Consider the following 16,798-nt stretch of genomic DNA (forward strand, 5'->3'; position numbering starts at 1 on the left):
TCCAGTCGGCGGCGGTCGGACCCGGGGGATGTCCGTCTCGCGGGGCGGTGTCCCGCACAGTCTCCCCCGGCGTGACAACGTTGTCCACACTCTATGCTTCGGCCAGTGACACGATCGGACGGCGCCCTGGCGGCGGATGCCCGGTCCCGCCCCACGACGAAGGAACCGCGCACCGTGGCCGATATCGCCCGCCACTCCGAGCACCGCTACGGCAACCGGCCCACGATGAAGGACGTCGCCGCGCGCGCGGGTGTCGGCCTGAAGACGGTGTCCCGGGTCGTGAACGGCGAGCCGGGGGTCACCCCGGACACCGAGCGCCGGGTCCGGGAGGCCATCGAGATCCTCGGCTTCCGCCGCAACGACAGCGCGCGGGTGCTGCGCAAGGGCCGGACCGCGACCGTCGGTCTCGTCCTGGAGGATCTCGCCGACCCGTTCTACGGGCCGCTCAGCCGGGCGGTCGAGGAGGTCGCGCGGGCGCACGGGTCGCTGCTCATCAACGGGTCAAGCGCCGAGGACCCGCACCGGGAGCAGGAGTTGGCGCTCGCCCTGTGCGCGCGCCGGGTCGACGGCCTGATCGTCATCCCCGCCGGTGACGATCACCGCTATCTGGAGCCGGAGATCAGGGCGGGTGTCGCCACCGTCTTCGTCGACCGTCCGGCGGGGCAGATCGAGGCCGACGCCGTCCTCTCGGACAGCTTCGGCGGGGCGCACGACGGCGTGGCCCATCTGATCGCCCACGGACACCGGCGGATCGGCTTCATCGGCGACCGCCCCCGCATCCACACCTCGGCCGAGCGGCTGCGCGGCTACCGCGCGGCCATGGAGGACGCGGGCCTCCCCGTCCGGGAGGACCGGATCGCGCTGGGGTCCACGGATCCGGAGCGGGTGAGCACGGCGGTACGCGAGTTGCTGGCGGCGCCGGAGCCCGTGACGGCCCTGTTCGCGGGGAACAACCGGGTCACCGTCACCGTGGTCCGCGCCCTCGCCGGGCACGACCGGCCGGTCGCCCTGGTCGGTTTCGACGACATCGAACTGGCCGACCTGCTGGGCGTCACGGTCGTCGCGCAGGACCCCGCCGCGCTCGGCCGGACGGCGGCGGAGCGCCTGTTCCGGCGGCTCGACGGGGTCGACGAGGCGCCGGAGCGAGTGGTCCTCGGCACGACGCTCCTCGCCCGGGGCTCGGGCGAGATCACGCCGTACTGACCGTCGCTGAGCACTGCCGTGCCGACGACCACTGAGCAGCACTCCCGAGAAGCGCGCCGGAGGGACGCTCAGCAGACGCGCAGCCCCTCCACCGGGCCGCCGCCCGCGCCTCCCGACAGGTGCAGGACGCTGAGGTAGACGTTGGTGTTGCCGCTGTCGTCGTCCGTCCTGGCGAACCAGCGGCTGGTGCGTCCGCCGTACGTCTCGCTCCGGTCCAGGTCGACCTGGCAGAAGAAGACGTGCGGGCCGGAGCCCACCGTGCCCATCTCCCCGCCGTCGTAGCGGGTGCTCGTGGCGCTCCGCACGACCTGGCAGGTGGCGGAGGAGCCGGCCGGCGCGCAGCCCGTGGCGGGCGGCGGCGCCCCGGTGGTGGGCGCGGCCGTGCCACCGCCCCCGGACGAGGCGCCCGTGGTGGGTGTGCGGGTGCCGGGCGTGCGCGGTGCGGTCGTACCGCCGCCTTGTCCGTCGGAGCCGGCCACGGTCCCCGTGCCGGGACCGCGCGACTCCGTGCCCCCGGAGTCCGGGTCCGATGCCGGGTCCGCACGGTCGGGGTCGGGGCGGCCGGTGCCGTCGGCCGAGCCGGACGGGGCGGGCCCCGAGGGGTCCCCGGCGGAGGGCGAGGCGGTGCCGCTCGACCGACCCGGCGACGGTACGCCGCTGGTCCCCGGGTCCACTGCGCGGCCCTGGTCGCCCCCGGCGGCGCCCCGGCCGCTGTCGCCCGGCGTCCCGTCGGAGGCCAGGACCCCGGAATCCCGGTCCATGAGGGCGTACGTGAGCCCGCCTCCGGCCAGCAGGACGGCGGTCACGGAGGCGGCGACCAGCACGTTCCCCCGGCGGGGCTTCGTCCCGGCACGGCGGGCGGCCCGCGTCCCGGCGCGGCCGGCCGTGCCCGCGTCGAGGTGCACGGGCGGTGGCACGGGGAGGACCGGACCGAAGGCCCCGGCGAGCGGCGCGGCGGCGGGCGCCGGAGACGCCGTCGGGGCGGGGTCGGCCCCGGCGTACGGGTTCGGCTCCACGGAACTCCCGTAGGGGCTGGGCGCTGCGGCGCCCCCGTAGGGGATCGACTCCACGGAACGCCCGTAGGGGTTCGGCTCCACGGAACCCCCGTACGGGATAGGCCCTACGGAACCCCCGTACGGGTTCGGCGCGGATGCCTCCACGGCCTGCGCCCCCAGGTCCTGCGCCCCCACGTCCTGCGCCCCCGCAAGAGGCGTCTCCACACCCGGCGCATCCGAAGTGGTCGCCTCCGAAGCGGGCGCCCCCACCGCCCCCACCGCGTGCGCCTCCGGAGCCGTCTCCCCCACCGCGCCCAGCAGCCGCGCCGCCTCGCGGGCCGTCGGCCGGGCGGCCGGGTCCTTGTCCAGGAGGCGGAGCAGGACCGGGGCGAGCGGTCCCGCGCGGCGGGGTTCCGGGAGGGGCTCGGTGACGATGGCCGCGAGCGTCGACCAGGTCGACGTACGGCGGAAGGGCGAGCCGCCCTCCACGGCCGCGTACAGGGTCGCGCCCAGCGCCCACACGTCGGAGGCGGGGCCCGGGTCCTGACCCCTGGCGCGCTCGGGGGCGAGGTAGTCGAGGGAGCCGACGATCTCGCCGCTGCGGGTCAGATGGGTCGCGGAGCCGTCGCCCGGGTCCTCCATCGTGGCGATGCCGAAGTCGGTGAGGACGATCCGGCCCCATGGGGTCTCCCCCGCCCGAGCGGAGTCGGGAGCTTGGGGACGGTCGAGCAGGATGTTGCCCGGCTTCACGTCCCGGTGCAGCACGCCCACCTCGTGCGCGGCGGCGAGTGCTTCCAGGACGTGGGCGCCGATCCGGGCGGCCTCGGCCGGTTCGAGGGTGCCCCGGGTGCCGAGGACGTCGTCGAGCGAGGGCCCGTCGATGAGTTCCATGACGATGACCGGCCGGCCCTGGTGTTCGGTGACGTCGTGGACGGCGATGACTCCGGGGTGGCGGACGCGGGCGGCGGCGCGCGCCTCGCGGGTCATCCGCAGGCGCAGATCGGCCAGTTCGGGTGCGGCCGCGTCCGTGTAGGTGCGGAGTTCCTTGACGGCGACCTCACGGCCGAGGACCTCGTCGACTGCATGCCAGACGACCCCCATGCCGCCGCGCCCGAGCTGGCGCACCACTCTGTAGCGGCCCGCGAGCCGTTCGTTCTCCCCCGATGACACCGATGCCCCGTTCCCTGTCGAGCACATGCGCCTACAGCGCGTGAACTCGTACAGGGTACGGGGCAGTTGGCTGGTTCGAGACCGTGGGCCGATCAGCTCGGGACGGCTTTCGCCGGCTACTCGGCGGAGGCGGTGAGGTCGCCGCGGCGCGGGGCGGCGAAGCGGTCGAGCGCGGCGCGGTCCATGCCGGTGAGCGCGTCGACCTCGGCGGTGCCGAGGGCGCCGCAGTCGATGCCGCGCAGCAGGTAGGAGCTGAGGGCCTTGGCGGTGGCGGGCTCGTCCATGACGTCGCCGCCGGCGTGGTTGGCGTAGGCGGAGAGGCGCTTGGCGGCGGCCTCGAAGCCCTCGCGGTAGAAGGCGAAGACGGCGGCGTAGCGGGTGGGGATGTGGCCGGGGTGCATGTCCCAGCCCTGGTAGTAGGCGCGGGCGAGGGCGCGGCGGGTGAGGCCGTAGTGCAGGCGCCAGGCCTCGTGGACGTGCTCGGTGGTGCCGACGGGGAGGACGTTGGTGGAGCCGTCGGAGACGCGGACGCCGGTGCCCGCGGCGGCGACCTGCATGATCGCCTTGGCGTGGTCGGCGGCGGGGTGGTCGCTGGCCTGGTAGGCGGCGGAGACGCCGAGGCAGGCGCTGTAGTCGAAGGTGCCGTAGTGCAGTCCGGTGGCGCGGCCCTCGGCGGCGCCGATCATGCGGGCGACGGCGGCGGTGCCGTCGGTGGCGAGGATGGACTGGCTGGTCTCGATCTGGATCTCGAAGCCGAGGCGGCCGGCGTCGAGGCCGTGGGCCTTCTCGAAGGCTTCGAGGAGGCGGACGAAGGCGGAGACCTGCTCGGGGTAGGTGACCTTGGGGAGGGTGAGGACGAGCCCGTCGGGGAGGCCGCCGCTCTCCAGGAGGCCGGTGAGGAAGACGTCGGTGGTGCGGATGCCCCGGTCGCGTACGGCGGACTCCATGCACTTCATCCGGATGCCCATGTAGGGGGCGGCGGTGCCGTTCCGGTACGCCTCCGAGATCAGCCGGGCGGCCCGGGCGGCGTCCTGGTCCTCGTCGGCGCCCGCGTAGCCGTCCTCGAAGTCGACCCGCAGGTCCTCGATGGGCTCGCGCTCCAGCTTGGCCCGCACGCGGCCGTAGACGTCCTCGGCGAGGTCGTCGGAGAGGCCGAGGACGGCGGCGAAGGAGGCGGCGTCGGGGGCGTGCTCGTCGAGGGCGGCGAGGGCCTGGTCGCCCCAGGAGCGGATGGTTCCGGCGTCGAAGACGTTGCCCGGTACGTAGACGGTGTGGACGGGCTGGCGGGTGCCGGGGTCCCCCGGGTAGCGGCGGTCCAGCTCCGCGTCCACCGCTGCGAGGGAGGCACTGATGCCCTCGCTGACCGCGCCCGCGAGGCTCGTCGACACCTTCTCCTGCTGACCCATCCCACATCCTCCTGTTTTCCGCTGCACGGAATCAACAATCCGTATAGCGAAGTTAGTAGGCCGTCGGGACCTGAGTCAATGGTTGTCCGAAACGACCGGGGGCCGCACGGCGAGTGATCACCGTACGGCCCCCGGGCCCAACAGAACCGCAGGTCAGCCCTTGCGGGTCTTGACCTCTTCGGTCAGCTGCGGGACGACGTCGAACAGGTCGCCCACGACGCCGTAGTCGACGAGGTCGAAGATCGGCGCCTCGGCGTCCTTGTTGATCGCGACGATCGTCTTCGAGGTCTGCATGCCCGCGCGGTGCTGGATCGCGCCGGAGATGCCGGAGGCGATGTACAGCTGCGGCGAGACCGACTTGCCGGTCTGGCCGACCTGGTTGGAGTGCGGGTACCAGCCGGCGTCGACCGCGGCGCGCGAGGCGCCGACGGCGGCACCGAGCGAGTCGGCGAGCGCCTCGATGATCGCGAAGTTCTCGGCACCGTTGACGCCACGGCCGCCGGAGACCACGATCGCGGCCTCGGTCAGCTCCGGGCGGCCGGTCGACTCGCGCGGGGTGCGGCCGACGACCTTGGTGCCGTGCGCCTGCTCCGAGAAGGAGACGGCCAGGGCCTCGACGGCGCCGGCGGCCGGGGCGGCCTCGACGGGGGCCGAGTTCGGCTTGACCGTGATGACCGGGGTGCCCTTGGAGACACGGGACTTGGTGGTGAAGGAGGCGGCGAACGCGGACTGCGTCGCGACCGGGCCCTCGTCACCGGCCTCCAGGTCCACGGCGTCGGTGATGATGCCGGAACCGATGCGGACCGCGAGGCGGGCCGCGATCTCCTTGCCCTCGGCGGAGGACGGGACGAGCACGGCGGCCGGGGAGACGGCCTCGTAGGCGGCCTGGAGGGCCTCGACCTTCGGGACCACGAGGTACTCGGTGAACTCGGGGGCGTCGGCCGTCAGGACCTTCACCGCGCCGTGCTCGGCGAGCGCGGCGGCGGTGTCGGCGGCGCCGTTGCCCAGGGCGACGGCGACCGGGTCGCCGAGGCGGCGGGCGAGGGTCAGCAGCTCCAGGGTGGGCTTGCGGACGGCTCCGTCGACGTGGTCGACGTAGACGAGAATCTCAGCCATGGGACTTCAATCTCCTGCGAACGGAAAGGGGGCGGTCTGGTGGCTCTGCGCGAGCCCGCCGGTCCCGGGGCCGCGCCCCGGGGAATCGGCTAGATGAACTTCTGGCTCGCGAGGAACTCGGCCAGCTGCTTGCCGCCCTCGCCCTCGTCCTTGACGATCGTGCCGGCGGTGCGCGCCGGACGCTCGGCGGCGGAGTCGACCGCCGTCCAGGAGCCCTCCAGGCCCACTTCCTCGGCCTCGATGCCGAGGTCGGAGAGGTCCAGGGACTCCACCGGCTTCTTCTTGGCGGCCATGATGCCCTTGAAGGAGGGGTAGCGCGCCTCGCCCGACTGGTCGGTCACGGACACGACGGCCGGGAGGGAGGCCTCCAACTGCTCGGAGGCGGTGTCGCCGTCGCGGCGGCCGGTGACCTTACCGTCCTCGATCTTGACCTCGGAGAGCAGCGTGACCTGCGGGACGCCCAGGCGCTCGGCCAGGATCGCCGGGAGGACGCCCATGGTGCCGTCGGTGGAGGCCATGCCGGCGATGACGACGTCGTAGCCGGTCTTCTCGATCGCCTTGGCGAGCACCAGCGAGGTGCCCATCACGTCGGTGCCGTGCAGGTCGTCGTCCTCGACGTGGACCGCCTTGTCGGCGCCCATGGAGAGCGCCTTGCGCAGCGCGTCCTTGGCGTCCTCGGGGCCGACCGTGAGCACGGTGACCTCGGCGTCGTCGGCCTCTTCGGCGATCTGCAGGGCCTGCTCGACCGCGTACTCGTCGAGCTCCGACAGCAGGCCGTCGACGTCGTCGCGGTCGACGGTCAGGTCATCGGCGAAGTGCCGGTCGCCGGTGGCGTCGGGCACGTACTTCACACAGACAACGATCCTCAAGCTCACGCCGGCTCTCCTACTGCATCGTCATAACTGGGCTGCCTTGTTGCTCGCAGCATAGGCGCCTGAAGGGCGGGTTTCCGGTCGGGGCGCCGGACGCCCCGACCGAAATATTACTCGCCAGTACACCCAGTTTGTTACCAGTGAGCAAGCGCTCAGGCATGTGATCTGGCCCATGCGCGGAGAGTGGCGCGCGCGGGAACTCTCAGTCGCGCAGCGCGTTGAAGCGGCCGTGATGGTAGAGGAGAGGCCGGCCCGCCCCGTCCGGGTCCCCCGCGACCGCCTGCGCGATGACGATCCGGTGGTCCCCCGCGGGCACCCGGGCGACCACACGGCACACCAGCCAGGCCAGTACGCCGTCGAGCACGGGCACGCCCTCGGGACCCACGCTCCAGCGGGTCCCCTCACCGAAGCGGTCGGCGCCGCTGCGCGCGAAGGTGGCGGCCAGGTCCTCCTGATGCTCGCCGAGTATGTGCACGCCGATGTGCTCCGCCTCGGCGATGACGGGCCAGCTGGAGGAGGAGGTGCCCACCCCGAAGGAGATGAGCGGGGGTTCGGCGGCGACGGAGTTGAGCGAGGTCGCGGTGAAACCGACGGGGTGCTCGCCGTGCGCGGTGACGACCGCGACACCGGCCGCGTGGCGGCGGAAGACGGAGCGGAGCAGATCCGGGGAGGCCTGTCGGGGTGCGCCGATCGTGGGAACCGTACGGGGTCGGAGGTCCGGCGTAACCGTCATGGAGTTGTCCTTCTGCGAGGGCGGCATGGGAGAGGTCCTGGGGTCGTCAGACGCCCGGACAGCGCGCGCTCGCGTTGCGGGCCAGGTCCACGTGGGTCCGGCCGTAGAGAAGGAGTTCTGGGGGCACTCCGTCAGGGTGACGATCGTTGCCGCGTGCAGTCAAGTGCGTACCGGGATGTGGGAGAAGTGTCACGACGTCAGACCGCGCGCCCCAGGGCGGCGATGACGTCCGCCGTGCGCGGCTGCCCGGACGCCCGGCGGACGACGCGGCCCGCGCGGTCGAGGACGAGCACCGTGGGGGTCCGCTCGATGCCCAGTGCGCGTACGAGATCGAGCCGTTCCTCGGCGTCGATCTCCACATGACCCACGCCCGGCACCATCGCGGCGACCTCGGCGAGGGTGCGGCGGGTGGCGCGGCAGGGCTGACAGAAGGCGGTGGAGAACTGCACGAGGGTGGCGCGCTCCCCCAGTGGGGCCCCGAGCACCTCGGATCCGAGGACTTCGGTCACTCGTGTCACCCGCCTTCGCCGCCTTCTCTTCAGGATCCGTCCGGCCGGTCTCTCCGGCCCTGTCGTCAGGTGCAGCGTCGCACGGCAGCGTTCGATTCCCGCCACGGCCACCGCGAGTGACGAGAATCTCCCTGTACGAAGCCGCCTGGACTGGTCACGGCGGCCCACATGGGGCACGATCTGCCCAAAGCCGAAAACCTACGGCCGCGTAACTTCCGCCGGGAGAGCCCTCCCCAGGCACAGAAGAAGGGTTCCTCTCAGATGGCAGAACTCGTGTATCGGCCGGTCATCGGCGCCGCGTTGACCTTGTTCAAGGCGCTCGACCTGAAGATCGACACGCAGGGTTCGGAGCACATCCCGCGCACCGGGGGCGCGGTGCTCGTGAGCAACCACATCAGCTATCTGGACTTCATCTTCACGGGCCTGGCCGCGCTCCCGCAGAAGCGCCTGGTGCGCTTCATGGCGAAGGACTCGGTCTTCCGCCACAAGGTCTCGGGACCGCTCATGCGCGGCATGAAGCACATCCCGGTGGACCGCTCGGCCGGCGAGCACGCCTACAAGCACGCGCTCGAGTCGCTCCGGGCCGGCGAGATCATCGGCGTCTTCCCCGAGGCGACCATCTCCCAGTCGTTCACCCTCAAGGGTTTCAAGACGGGTGCCGCGCGCCTGGCGCAGGAGGCGGGCGTCCCGCTGATCCCGATGGCGCTCTGGGGTACGCAGCGCATCTGGACCAAGGGCCGACCGCGCAACTTCAAGCGCAGCCACATCCCGGTGACGATCCGCGTCGGCGAGCCCCTGGAGGCCCCCGCCGACCAGTACGCGGGCGCCATCACTCGGCGGCTGCGCGAGCGCTGCCAGGAGCTCCTCGAGGCCGCGCAGCGCGCCTACCCGGTGCGCCCCAAGGACGCGGGTGACACCTGGTGGGTGCCCGCGCACCTCGGGGGCACGGCTCCGACACCGGCCCAGGTCAAGGAAGCCGGCTGACGGCAGCGCGCGGGCGCGCACGCCACCGTTCGAACGAAGAACCGTTACTGCGGGTCCCGGCGCCCCGCAGGGCGTACCCGGAGCCCGGCCCGCGCACCCTGCGGGCAGCCGCCGCTACCGCGGGTCCCGCACGGTGATCCGGGCCCCCGGGCTCACCTTCTCCAGGGAAGCGGCCAGCTCCGCCCCCGCCGCGACCAGCTCCTCCAGCGTCATCGGGGCGAGCGCCTCCAGCAGGAAGACGGCGTCGGTCGTGTCGTCGTCGATCCGGGTGCGCGGGCCCTGGCGCCAGTTCCAGCGGCGGCAGGTGACGCCCTCCTCGTCGCACCAGACGATCTCCCCCGGCTCCGGGTGTTCCACCGTCTCCACCCCGCCGGCCGTGGTGACGAAGGGCTCGTCGCCGACGGCCCTGACCAGGCGCATCGCGCCCCGGATCCGGCCCAGGTCCTCACCGCCGACCGGGATCAGGTGCGCGACGCTGATCGCGTTGTAGACGTCGACGAGACGGTTGATACGGGGCAGCCCGCCGTCCGCCAGCGCGCGCTTGGCCAGCGCTTCCGCGGAGTTGCGGGTACGGGAGGGCTTGGCGCCGAACGCGGTGTACGCGGCGCGCCAGGCGGCGATGTGCGGGTCCTGGTCCGGGGTGCGGCCGTCGAGGCGCTCGGCGAGCCGCCGTGCGGCCTCGTCGAGGAGGGCCGAGCCGGTCTCGTCACTGGGGCCGTTCACCAGCCCGTGGGCCTCGATCACCAGTGAGGTGAAGCCGGGGACGAGGGTGCGCACCTCGTCGGAGACAGTGAGCGTGAGAGTCATGATCCGCCGTTCGCCGGGGTCCAGGGCCGGAGCTCCGTGGGGAGCGTCCGCCAGGGGTACGGCCGGTCGGACGCCGCGCGCAGCGTGTCCGGAACGGCCGGTGAGGTCCAGTGTAGGGCACTGGATAGTGCACTTCACTGAACCATGGCCGCACGGTCCGGCCCGGCGGCGCGGGTGGAGCACACGGAAACGGCCGGACGGAAGTCGATGACTTCCGTCCGGCCGTATGTCCGCGCACTGCTTCACCCGGTGGTGCTCAGCGGGCCAGCTCTTCCTTCAGGGCCTGGAGGAAGGCGTCCACGTCGTCCTCCGTGGTGTCGAAGGCGCACATCCAGCGGACGTCGCCGGCCGTCTCGTCCCAGAAGTAGAAGCGGAAGCGCTCCTGGAGCCGCCGGGTCACATCGTGCGGGAGACGGGCGAAGACCGCGTTGGCCTGCACCGGGTAGAGGATCTCCACCCCGTCGACCTCGCGCACCCCGGCCGCGAGGCGCTGGGCCATCGCGTTGGCGTGGCGGGCGTTGCGCAGCCACAGGTCCTTCGCGAGGAGGGCCTCCAGCTGCACCGACACGAAGCGCATCTTCGACGCGAGCTGCATGGACAGCTTGCGCAGGTGCTTCATGTGGCTGACCGCGTCCGGGTCGAGGACGACGATCGCCTCGCCGAAGAGCATGCCGTTCTTGGTGCCGCCGTACGAGATGACGTCGACGCCCACCGCGTTGGTGAACGCGCGCATCGGCACGTCGAGCGAGGCGGCGGCGTTGGCTATCCGGGCCCCGTCGAGGTGGACCTTCATCCCCTTGGCGTGGGAGTGCTCGACGATCGCGCGGATCTCGTCCACCGTGTAGACGGTGCCCAGCTCGGTGTTCTGGGTGATCGAGACGACCTGCGGCATCGCCCGGTGCTCGTCCTCCCAGCCCCAGGCCTGCCGGTCGATCAGCTCGGGGGTGAGCTTGCCGTCCGGGGTCGGCACGGTGAGCAGCTTGAGGCCGCCCATCCGCTCCGGGGCACCGCCCTCGTCCACGTTGATGTGGGCGGACTCGGCGCAGATCACGGCGCCCCAGCGGTCGGTGAGCGCCTGGAGGGCGGTCACGTTCGCCCCGGTGCCGTTGAAGACCGGGAAGGCTTCGGCGGTGGGGCCGAAGTGGCTGTGCATGATCCGCTGGAGGTGCTCGGTGTACTGGTCCTCGCCGTAGGCGACCTGATGGCCGTCGTTGGCGAGGGCGAGCGCCGCGAGGACCTCGGGGTGGGCGCCGGCGTAGTTGTCGCTGGCGAATCCCCGGACCGACGGGTCGTGGTGACGACGTGCGTCGGTCCGGGGGCCGAGGGCCGGGGTCACGGCTTGGGGGTCAGCCACAGACGCTGTCCATTCAGTTCCTGGGCGGGCTTGTCCCAGAGCCCGGCGATCTCGTCGGCCAGGTCCTTCACGTCGGTGAAGCCCGCGAACTTCGCGCTGGGGCGTTCGGCGCGCATGGCGTCGTGCACCAGTGCCTTGATCACCAGGATGGCAGCCGCCGCCTGCGGGCCGTCGTCGCCCCCCAGCTTGCGGAACGAGTCCGCCATGGCGAGGGTCCAGGCCTCGGCGGCGGCCTTGCCCGCGTTGTACGCGGCGTTCTTGGCCAGCGGCTTGTGCGCGCCGACCTGGCTGATCAGGGCGTAGCGCCCGCGTCCGCCGGCCCGCAGCAGTCCGTCGTGGAAGGCGAGCGAGGTGTGCTGGACGGTGCGGATGAGGAGCTTCTCCAGGAAGCCCCAGTCCGCGAGGTCCGTCTCGGTGAAGGAGGCGCTGCCGCGCCAGCCGCCGACGAGGTGGACCAGGCCGTCGATCCGCCCGAACTCCTTCTCGGTCTTGGCGGCCCAGTCGCGCGTGGCGTCCAGGTCGAGGAGGTCGACGGTGTCGCCGACGACCTTGGCTCCGCCGTGCGCGTAGCGGGCGGCGTCGACGGCCTCCGCGAGGCGCGCCGGGTCCGCGTCGGACGCGACCACCGTGGCGCCCGCCTCGGCGAGCCGCAGCAGGACCGCGCGGCCCGCGGGGCCGGCCGCTCCGGCGACCGCGATGACGGCGCCGTCGAGCGGCCCGCCGTTTCCGTTGGCGTTCATGGGCGACGCCTCCTCCGTGTCCTCGGTTCGCGCGCTCACGCGGCGGCCCGCTCGGTCCGCGAGACGTCGGCGGCGGTGATCCCCTTCGTGTCGGCGATCACGCCCTTCAGCTTCTTGGCGAGGGCCTCAAAGAACATGCTGAGCGGAAACTCGTCCGGAAGCACGTCGTCGACGAGCTTGCGGGGCGGGAGGGAGAGGTCGAGGGCGTCGGGACCCTTGGCCCACTTCGATCCCGGGTGCGGGGCGAGGTAGGTGGAGACCAGTTCGTACGCCTTGAACCAGTGGACCAGCTTCGGACGGTCGATGCCGTCGCGGTACAGGGTCTCGATCTCGGCGCAGAGCTGGTTGGTGACCTCGGGGGCCCGCTGCCAGTCGATCTTGAGCGTGTTGTCCGTCCAGCGCACCACGTCGTTCTTGTGGAGGTACGCGAAGAGGAGCTGGCCGCCCAGACCGTCGTAGTTGCGGTTGCGGTCGCCGGAGAGCGGGAAGCGGAACATCCGGTCGAAGAGCACCGCGTACTGCACGTCACGGCCGTGCGCGTTGCCCTCGGCCTCCAGCTTCACGGCCTCCTTGAAGGCCGTGAGGTCGCAGCGGAGCTCTTCGAGCCCGTACATCCAGAACGGCTGGCGCTGCTTGATCATGAAGGGGTCGAAGGGCAGGTCGCCGTGGCTGTGGGTGCGGTCGTGGACCATGTCCCAGAGCACGAAGGCCTGCTCGCAGCGGGTCTGGTCGCCGATCATGGCGGCGATGTCCTCGGGCAGCTCGATGCCCAGGGTGTCGACCGCGGCCTCGGTGACCTTGCGGAAGCGCGCGGCCTCGCGGTCGCAGAAGATGCCGCCCCAGGTGAAGCGCTCGGGGGCCTCGCGGACGGCGATGGTCTCCGGGAAGAGGACGGCCGAGTGGGTGTCGTACCCGGCGGTGAAGTCCTCGAAGGTGATGCCGCAGAAGAGCGGGTTGTCGTAGCGGGTGCGCTCCAGCTCGGAGAGCCACTCCGGCCACACCATGCGGAGCACGACGGCTTCGAGGTTGCGGTCCGGGTTGCCGTTCTGCGTGTACATCGGGAACAGCACGAGGTGCTGGAGCCCGTCCACGCGGTCGGCGGCCGGCTGGAAGGCCAGCAGCGAGTCCAGGAAGTCCGGGACGGCGAAGCCGCCCTCGACCCAGGCGCGCAGGTCGGAGACGAGGGCCTGGTGGTAGGCGCCGTCGTGCGTGACGAGCGGGGAGAGCTGCTCGACCGCGGCGATGACGCGGTCGAGGGTCAGCTCGGCCAGGGCGCGGGCGGGCGCGCCCTCGCGCTCGAAGTCGATGGAACCGTCCGCGCTCTGCCAGACGCGGATCTCCTCCACGGCATTCTTGAGCTCGGGCCAGGCGGGGTGGTCGATCACCCGGGCGTCGGTGGATATCCCCCCACCGGTCACGTCCTGCACAAGAATTTCCGTCATGCCTCTTCCTCCACAGGAGAACCTCGCGTTAAGACACCGTAACCATCGACGGTTCTTCACCACAAGGGGAGGCAAGAGAAATTATCCTGCGCGACCCCCCTGTCGACAGAAGTTTTTCCTGTCGGTCAGGGTTGAAGCCACCCTTCCGCCATACGGCCCGGCCCCGGCAGGGGCCCGCCGTCAGCCCAGCGGCTTGACCAGGAGCTCGAACTCCAGGTCGTCGCGCTGGGGCAGCCCGAAGCGCTCGTCGCCGTACGGGAACGGGGTCATCCGCCCGGTACGCCGGTAGCCGCGCCGCTCGTACCAGGCGACGAGCTCCTCGCGTACGGAGATCACCGTCATGTGCATCTCGCTCACGTCCCAGGCCTCGCGCACCCGGCGCTCTGCCTCCGCGATGATCAGCTTGCCGAGACCGGCGCCCTGGAGTTCGGGACGGACGGCGAACATGCCGAAGTACGCGGCCTCGCCCCGGTGCTCCAGCTGGCAGCAGGCGACGAGCTCACCGTCGCGCTCGACGACCAGGAGGCGGCTGGCGGGCGCGGTGATCACGGCCGCCACACCCTCGGGGTCGGTGCGCTGACCCTGGAGGATGTCCGCCTCCGTGGTCCAGCCGCCCCGGCTCGCGTCGCCCCGGTAGGCCGACTCGACGAGCGGGACGAGGGCCGGGACATCGTCCAGGACCGCCTCGCGGTAGCTGATACGGCCGGTCTCGTGCGACGTGGCGGTGTCCATGTGAACGGGGGCTCCCCTCGGGCGCTGGCGATCGTCGTGCGCGATCGTGCCGAGCCTAACGCGAGCCGTTCACTCCCCTTCGTACGCCTGTACGCGCCTGTGCGCCCGCGTGTGCCCGTCCGGTGGCGGGCATGCCTCCCTGGAGGTGACGGCGTCGAGGGGGAGGTGTGCCGTGCACGGACCGGCCCTTTCGGGGTGGTTGATGGTCGCGCTGTGCGTGGCGACGGGGGTGTACTGCCTGCTGCGGATGCGGGCGTGCGCCGGGGAGGAGCGGCGGTCGGCGGGCGCCGAGGCGGTGATGGGCTTCGGGATGGCGTCCATGGCGCTGCCGGCGGCGGTGCTCTCGCCGCCGGAGTGGAGCTGGGCGGTGTACGCGGCGGTGTTCGGCGGGGCGACCCTGCACGCCCTGATGGCGGTCCGGCACGGCCGTCACCATCTGCACCATCTGGTCGGCTCGCTCGCCATGGTCTACATGGCGGTGGCGATGGCCTCGGCCGGTGCGGGGGCGCACGCGGGGCACACGGCGGGCACGGCGGGCGGCATACCCGCGCTCACGGGCGGGCTTCTCCTCTACTACGGGGTGTACGTGCTCCACACGGGCGCGAGACTCGTGCCCGTGGTGGCACCGGCGGCCGTGCGCGGCCCGGTGCCCGCCGGGGCACCCTCGGTGGCCGTCGGCGGGCCCGGGCCGGCCTGGGCGAGACGGCCGGAACTGACGCTCGCCTGCCGCCTGTCGATGGCGCTCGCGATGCTGGGCATGCTGCTGACCGTGTGAGCGCGCGGCACCGGGCGGGCCGGTGGCGGTGGGCGCCGCACGGTGCAAAGGGGCCCAGAGGCGCGCCGTACGGGCAACGAAACCGTGGCGTACGTCACTTGCTTCGCGAGGCCGTACCCCCGACCCGTATCCCGCTCATAAAGTGACGCCCATGTGGGTCTCCCTCGCGCTGTTCCTGCTCGGCCTCCTGACCGCTCTCGCGGCCCCCCGGCTGCTGTCGCGGGCCGACTGGGTGGAGCGAGAACCCGTGGTGGCCCTGTGGGTCTGGCAGTGCGTGGTCGCCGCCGTGCTGCTGAGCTTCGCGCTCTCCATGACGTTCAGCGCGTCGACCGCCTGGCAGGCCGTCCGGGGCCAGGTCTTCGCCCCCGCGCCGCGCGCGGTGGTCGACGCCTACGAGCTGGGTACGACCGGGCCGTGGTCCGCGGTGCTCGCGGTGGCCCTGGCGGCCGGCGGGGTGTGGACCGGGGCGATGCTGGGCCGCGAGATCAGCGGCGCCCGCGCCCGGCGGCGGCAGCGCCGCTGCGATCTGCTGGTCCGCGCGCCCCTGCTGCCCGGGGAACAGCCGGGCGGCGAGCGTCTCGTGATCCTGGAGGGCGAGCGGGCGGACGCCTGGTGGATGTCCGGGGCGACGCCCCGGCTGGTCATCACCACGGCGGCGCTGCGGCGGCTGAAAGGACGTCAGCTGGACGCCGTCCTGGCGCACGAGCAGGGGCACGCGCGCGCCCGGCACGACTGGCTGCTGCACTGCTCCGGGGCGCTGGCGGCCGGATTCCCGGGCATCCCGGTGTTCGCGGCCTTCCGCGGGGAGATGCACCGGCTGGTGGAGCTGGCTGCCGACGACGTGGCCTCGCGCCGGTTCGGGCGGCTGACGATCGCGCTCGCCCTCGTCGAACTCAACGAGGACCGAGGGGTGTTCGGCCCCGCGTCCGGCCCGTACGCGGACCTTCCGCTGCGGGTGAACCGGCTGCTCACCGCCGCGCCCCGGCTCACGGCCGGACGCCGGCTCCGGCTCACGGCCGCCGCGTCCCTGGTGCCGGTGGTCCCGGTCCTCGTGGCGTTCGTGCCGGCGCTCAGCGCACTGGGATAGCGGCCGATGGCGACAGCGGGCCCGTCCTGGGCGCGCACCTCGGCGCACGCGACGGCGCGCGGGGACCGGGGTGACGATCACCCGGTGCGGATCGTCGGGCAGGATCGACGCATGCGCACCTCCGCCGTGGTCACCGGGGTTCTGGCCGTCCTTCTGCTCGTGCTCGTCGCCGTGGGCTGGGCCCCGCTGCTCTCCTTCGACCGGTCGGTCGCCGAGGCTCTCCACCGGCACGCCGTGACGCACCCCGGGTTCACCCACCTCAACCGCGTCCTCAGCGACTGGGCATGGGACCCGTGGACGATGCGTGCCCTGGCAGGGGCGACCGCGCTGCTGCTGTGGTGGCGCAGGGAGCGGCGGACGGCCCTGTGGGTGGTGGGGACCAGCCTGCTGGCCGTGGGGCTCCAGCAGGCGTTGAAGGCGCTGGTGGGGCGGGACCGGCCGCACTGGGTCGATCCGGTCGACTCGGCGCGGTACGCCGCGTTCCCGTCGGGGCACGCGATGACGGCGACGGTGACCTGCGGGCTGCTGCTCTGGGTCCTCTCGATCCACTGGCGGGACGAGTGGCGCGGCTGGGGCACGCTCGCGGGCGCCGCGGTCGTGTCCGTCCTGGGGGTCGGGTGGACGCGGGTCTACCTGGGCGTGCACTGGCCCTCGGATGTGCTCGGGGGCTGGCTGTTCGGCTGGTGCTGCGTGGCCGTGGCGGTCCTCACGTACCGCTGGAGCGAGCGGCGGGACGGGCGCACGGTTCCCGCCGGCGACGGGAGCAGAATGGAAGAGGAACGATGAAGCCGCCTGTTCTGGACGATCCCCCGTGTCGCCCAGAACAGACGGCATCCCCGGCGGTATGCCACACGGGCGTGCCGACGGGATGCG

The 16,798-nt window shown here is 72.6% G+C and carries 16 protein-coding genes; 5 read left to right on the forward strand and 11 right to left on the reverse strand.

Translation table 11 applies throughout. The annotated features are described in order from the left end of the window. Positions 1 to 174: 174 nt before the first annotated feature. Complete coding sequence (locus V4Y03_RS02915) at positions 175 to 1,203, forward strand: LacI family DNA-binding transcriptional regulator (protein ID WP_332437092.1); 1,029 nt, start codon at positions 175 to 177, stop codon at positions 1,201 to 1,203. A gap of 68 nt (positions 1,204 to 1,271) precedes the next feature. Here V4Y03_RS02915 and V4Y03_RS02920 read toward each other — a convergent pair whose 3' ends face one another. The 6 genes from V4Y03_RS02920 to V4Y03_RS02945 form a co-directional block, all read right to left on the reverse strand. Further along, positions 1,272 to 3,395: a protein kinase domain-containing protein gene (locus V4Y03_RS02920; RefSeq protein WP_443079719.1), complete on the reverse strand. Its 2,124-nt coding sequence runs from the start codon at positions 3,393 to 3,395 to the stop codon at positions 1,272 to 1,274. Positions 3,396 to 3,484: 89 nt separating this feature from the next. Next, positions 3,485 to 4,774: a DUF6986 family protein gene (locus tag V4Y03_RS02925; RefSeq protein ID WP_332433892.1), complete on the reverse strand. Its 1,290-nt coding sequence runs from the start codon at positions 4,772 to 4,774 to the stop codon at positions 3,485 to 3,487. 153 nt (positions 4,775 to 4,927) lie between these two features. Further along, positions 4,928 to 5,890 carry an electron transfer flavoprotein subunit alpha/FixB family protein gene (locus V4Y03_RS02930; RefSeq protein WP_317877142.1) on the reverse strand — a complete coding sequence of 321 codons (963 nt, stop codon included), beginning with the start codon at positions 5,888 to 5,890 and terminating at the stop codon, positions 4,928 to 4,930. Positions 5,891 to 5,979: 89 nt separating this feature from the next. Then, positions 5,980 to 6,765: an electron transfer flavoprotein subunit beta/FixA family protein gene (locus tag V4Y03_RS02935; RefSeq protein ID WP_317877143.1), complete on the reverse strand. Its 786-nt coding sequence runs from the start codon at positions 6,763 to 6,765 to the stop codon at positions 5,980 to 5,982. 199 nt (positions 6,766 to 6,964) lie between these two features. Next, on the reverse strand, positions 6,965 to 7,495 hold the full coding sequence (locus V4Y03_RS02940; protein ID WP_317877144.1) for a flavin reductase family protein: 531 nt from the start codon (positions 7,493 to 7,495) through the stop codon (positions 6,965 to 6,967). A gap of 197 nt (positions 7,496 to 7,692) precedes the next feature. Further along, positions 7,693 to 8,004, reverse strand: a complete 312-nt coding sequence (locus V4Y03_RS02945) for a TlpA family protein disulfide reductase (RefSeq protein WP_332433893.1) — start codon at positions 8,002 to 8,004, stop codon at positions 7,693 to 7,695. A gap of 261 nt (positions 8,005 to 8,265) precedes the next feature. Between V4Y03_RS02945 and V4Y03_RS02950 the strand changes: the two genes are divergently transcribed. After that, positions 8,266 to 8,988: a lysophospholipid acyltransferase family protein gene (locus V4Y03_RS02950; protein WP_332433894.1), complete on the forward strand. Its 723-nt coding sequence runs from the start codon at positions 8,266 to 8,268 to the stop codon at positions 8,986 to 8,988. A gap of 114 nt (positions 8,989 to 9,102) precedes the next feature. Here the strand turns inward: V4Y03_RS02950 and V4Y03_RS02955 are convergent, their stop codons facing one another. The 5 genes from V4Y03_RS02955 to V4Y03_RS02975 all read right to left on the reverse strand — a co-directional run bounded on the left by V4Y03_RS02955 (position 9,103) and on the right by V4Y03_RS02975 (position 14,063). Then, complete coding sequence (locus tag V4Y03_RS02955) at positions 9,103 to 9,795, reverse strand: B3/B4 domain-containing protein (protein WP_332433895.1); 693 nt, start codon at positions 9,793 to 9,795, stop codon at positions 9,103 to 9,105. A gap of 256 nt (positions 9,796 to 10,051) precedes the next feature. Continuing rightward, the gene (locus V4Y03_RS02960; RefSeq protein ID WP_317877149.1) at positions 10,052 to 11,131 is read right to left on the reverse strand and encodes a threonine aldolase family protein; all 1,080 of its coding nucleotides are present in this window, start codon (positions 11,129 to 11,131) and stop codon (positions 10,052 to 10,054) included. After that, the gene (locus tag V4Y03_RS02965) at positions 11,128 to 11,889 is read right to left on the reverse strand and encodes an SDR family oxidoreductase (protein ID WP_332433896.1); all 762 of its coding nucleotides are present in this window, start codon (positions 11,887 to 11,889) and stop codon (positions 11,128 to 11,130) included. The genes V4Y03_RS02960 and V4Y03_RS02965 overlap by 4 nt, the downstream gene beginning before the upstream one ends. Before the next feature lie 35 nt (positions 11,890 to 11,924). Then, positions 11,925 to 13,331: a DUF6421 family protein gene (locus V4Y03_RS02970; RefSeq protein WP_317876453.1), complete on the reverse strand. Its 1,407-nt coding sequence runs from the start codon at positions 13,329 to 13,331 to the stop codon at positions 11,925 to 11,927. A 180-nt stretch (positions 13,332 to 13,511) separates the two neighbouring features. Further along, on the reverse strand, positions 13,512 to 14,063 hold the full coding sequence (locus V4Y03_RS02975; protein ID WP_317876454.1) for a GNAT family N-acetyltransferase: 552 nt from the start codon (positions 14,061 to 14,063) through the stop codon (positions 13,512 to 13,514). A gap of 172 nt (positions 14,064 to 14,235) precedes the next feature. On the opposite strand from V4Y03_RS02975, the gene V4Y03_RS02980 reads away from it, so the two are divergent. The 3 genes from V4Y03_RS02980 to V4Y03_RS02990 all read left to right on the forward strand — a co-directional run bounded on the left by V4Y03_RS02980 (position 14,236) and on the right by V4Y03_RS02990 (position 16,711). Beyond that, the gene (locus V4Y03_RS02980; protein ID WP_332433897.1) at positions 14,236 to 14,838 is read left to right on the forward strand and encodes a DUF5134 domain-containing protein; all 603 of its coding nucleotides are present in this window, start codon (positions 14,236 to 14,238) and stop codon (positions 14,836 to 14,838) included. Between the two features lie 151 nt (positions 14,839 to 14,989). Beyond that, positions 14,990 to 15,925 (forward strand): M56 family metallopeptidase, encoded by a 936-nt coding sequence (locus tag V4Y03_RS02985; RefSeq protein ID WP_332433898.1) that lies wholly within the window; start codon positions 14,990 to 14,992, stop codon positions 15,923 to 15,925. A gap of 111 nt (positions 15,926 to 16,036) precedes the next feature. Continuing rightward, positions 16,037 to 16,711 carry a phosphatase PAP2 family protein gene (locus V4Y03_RS02990; RefSeq protein WP_317876457.1) on the forward strand — a complete coding sequence of 225 codons (675 nt, stop codon included), beginning with the start codon at positions 16,037 to 16,039 and terminating at the stop codon, positions 16,709 to 16,711. Positions 16,712 to 16,798: the final 87 nt, after the last annotated feature.

Origin of the sequence: Streptomyces sp. P9-A4, from assembly GCF_036634195.1 — a bacterium.
GTDB lineage: Bacteria > Actinomycetota > Actinomycetes > Streptomycetales > Streptomycetaceae > Streptomyces.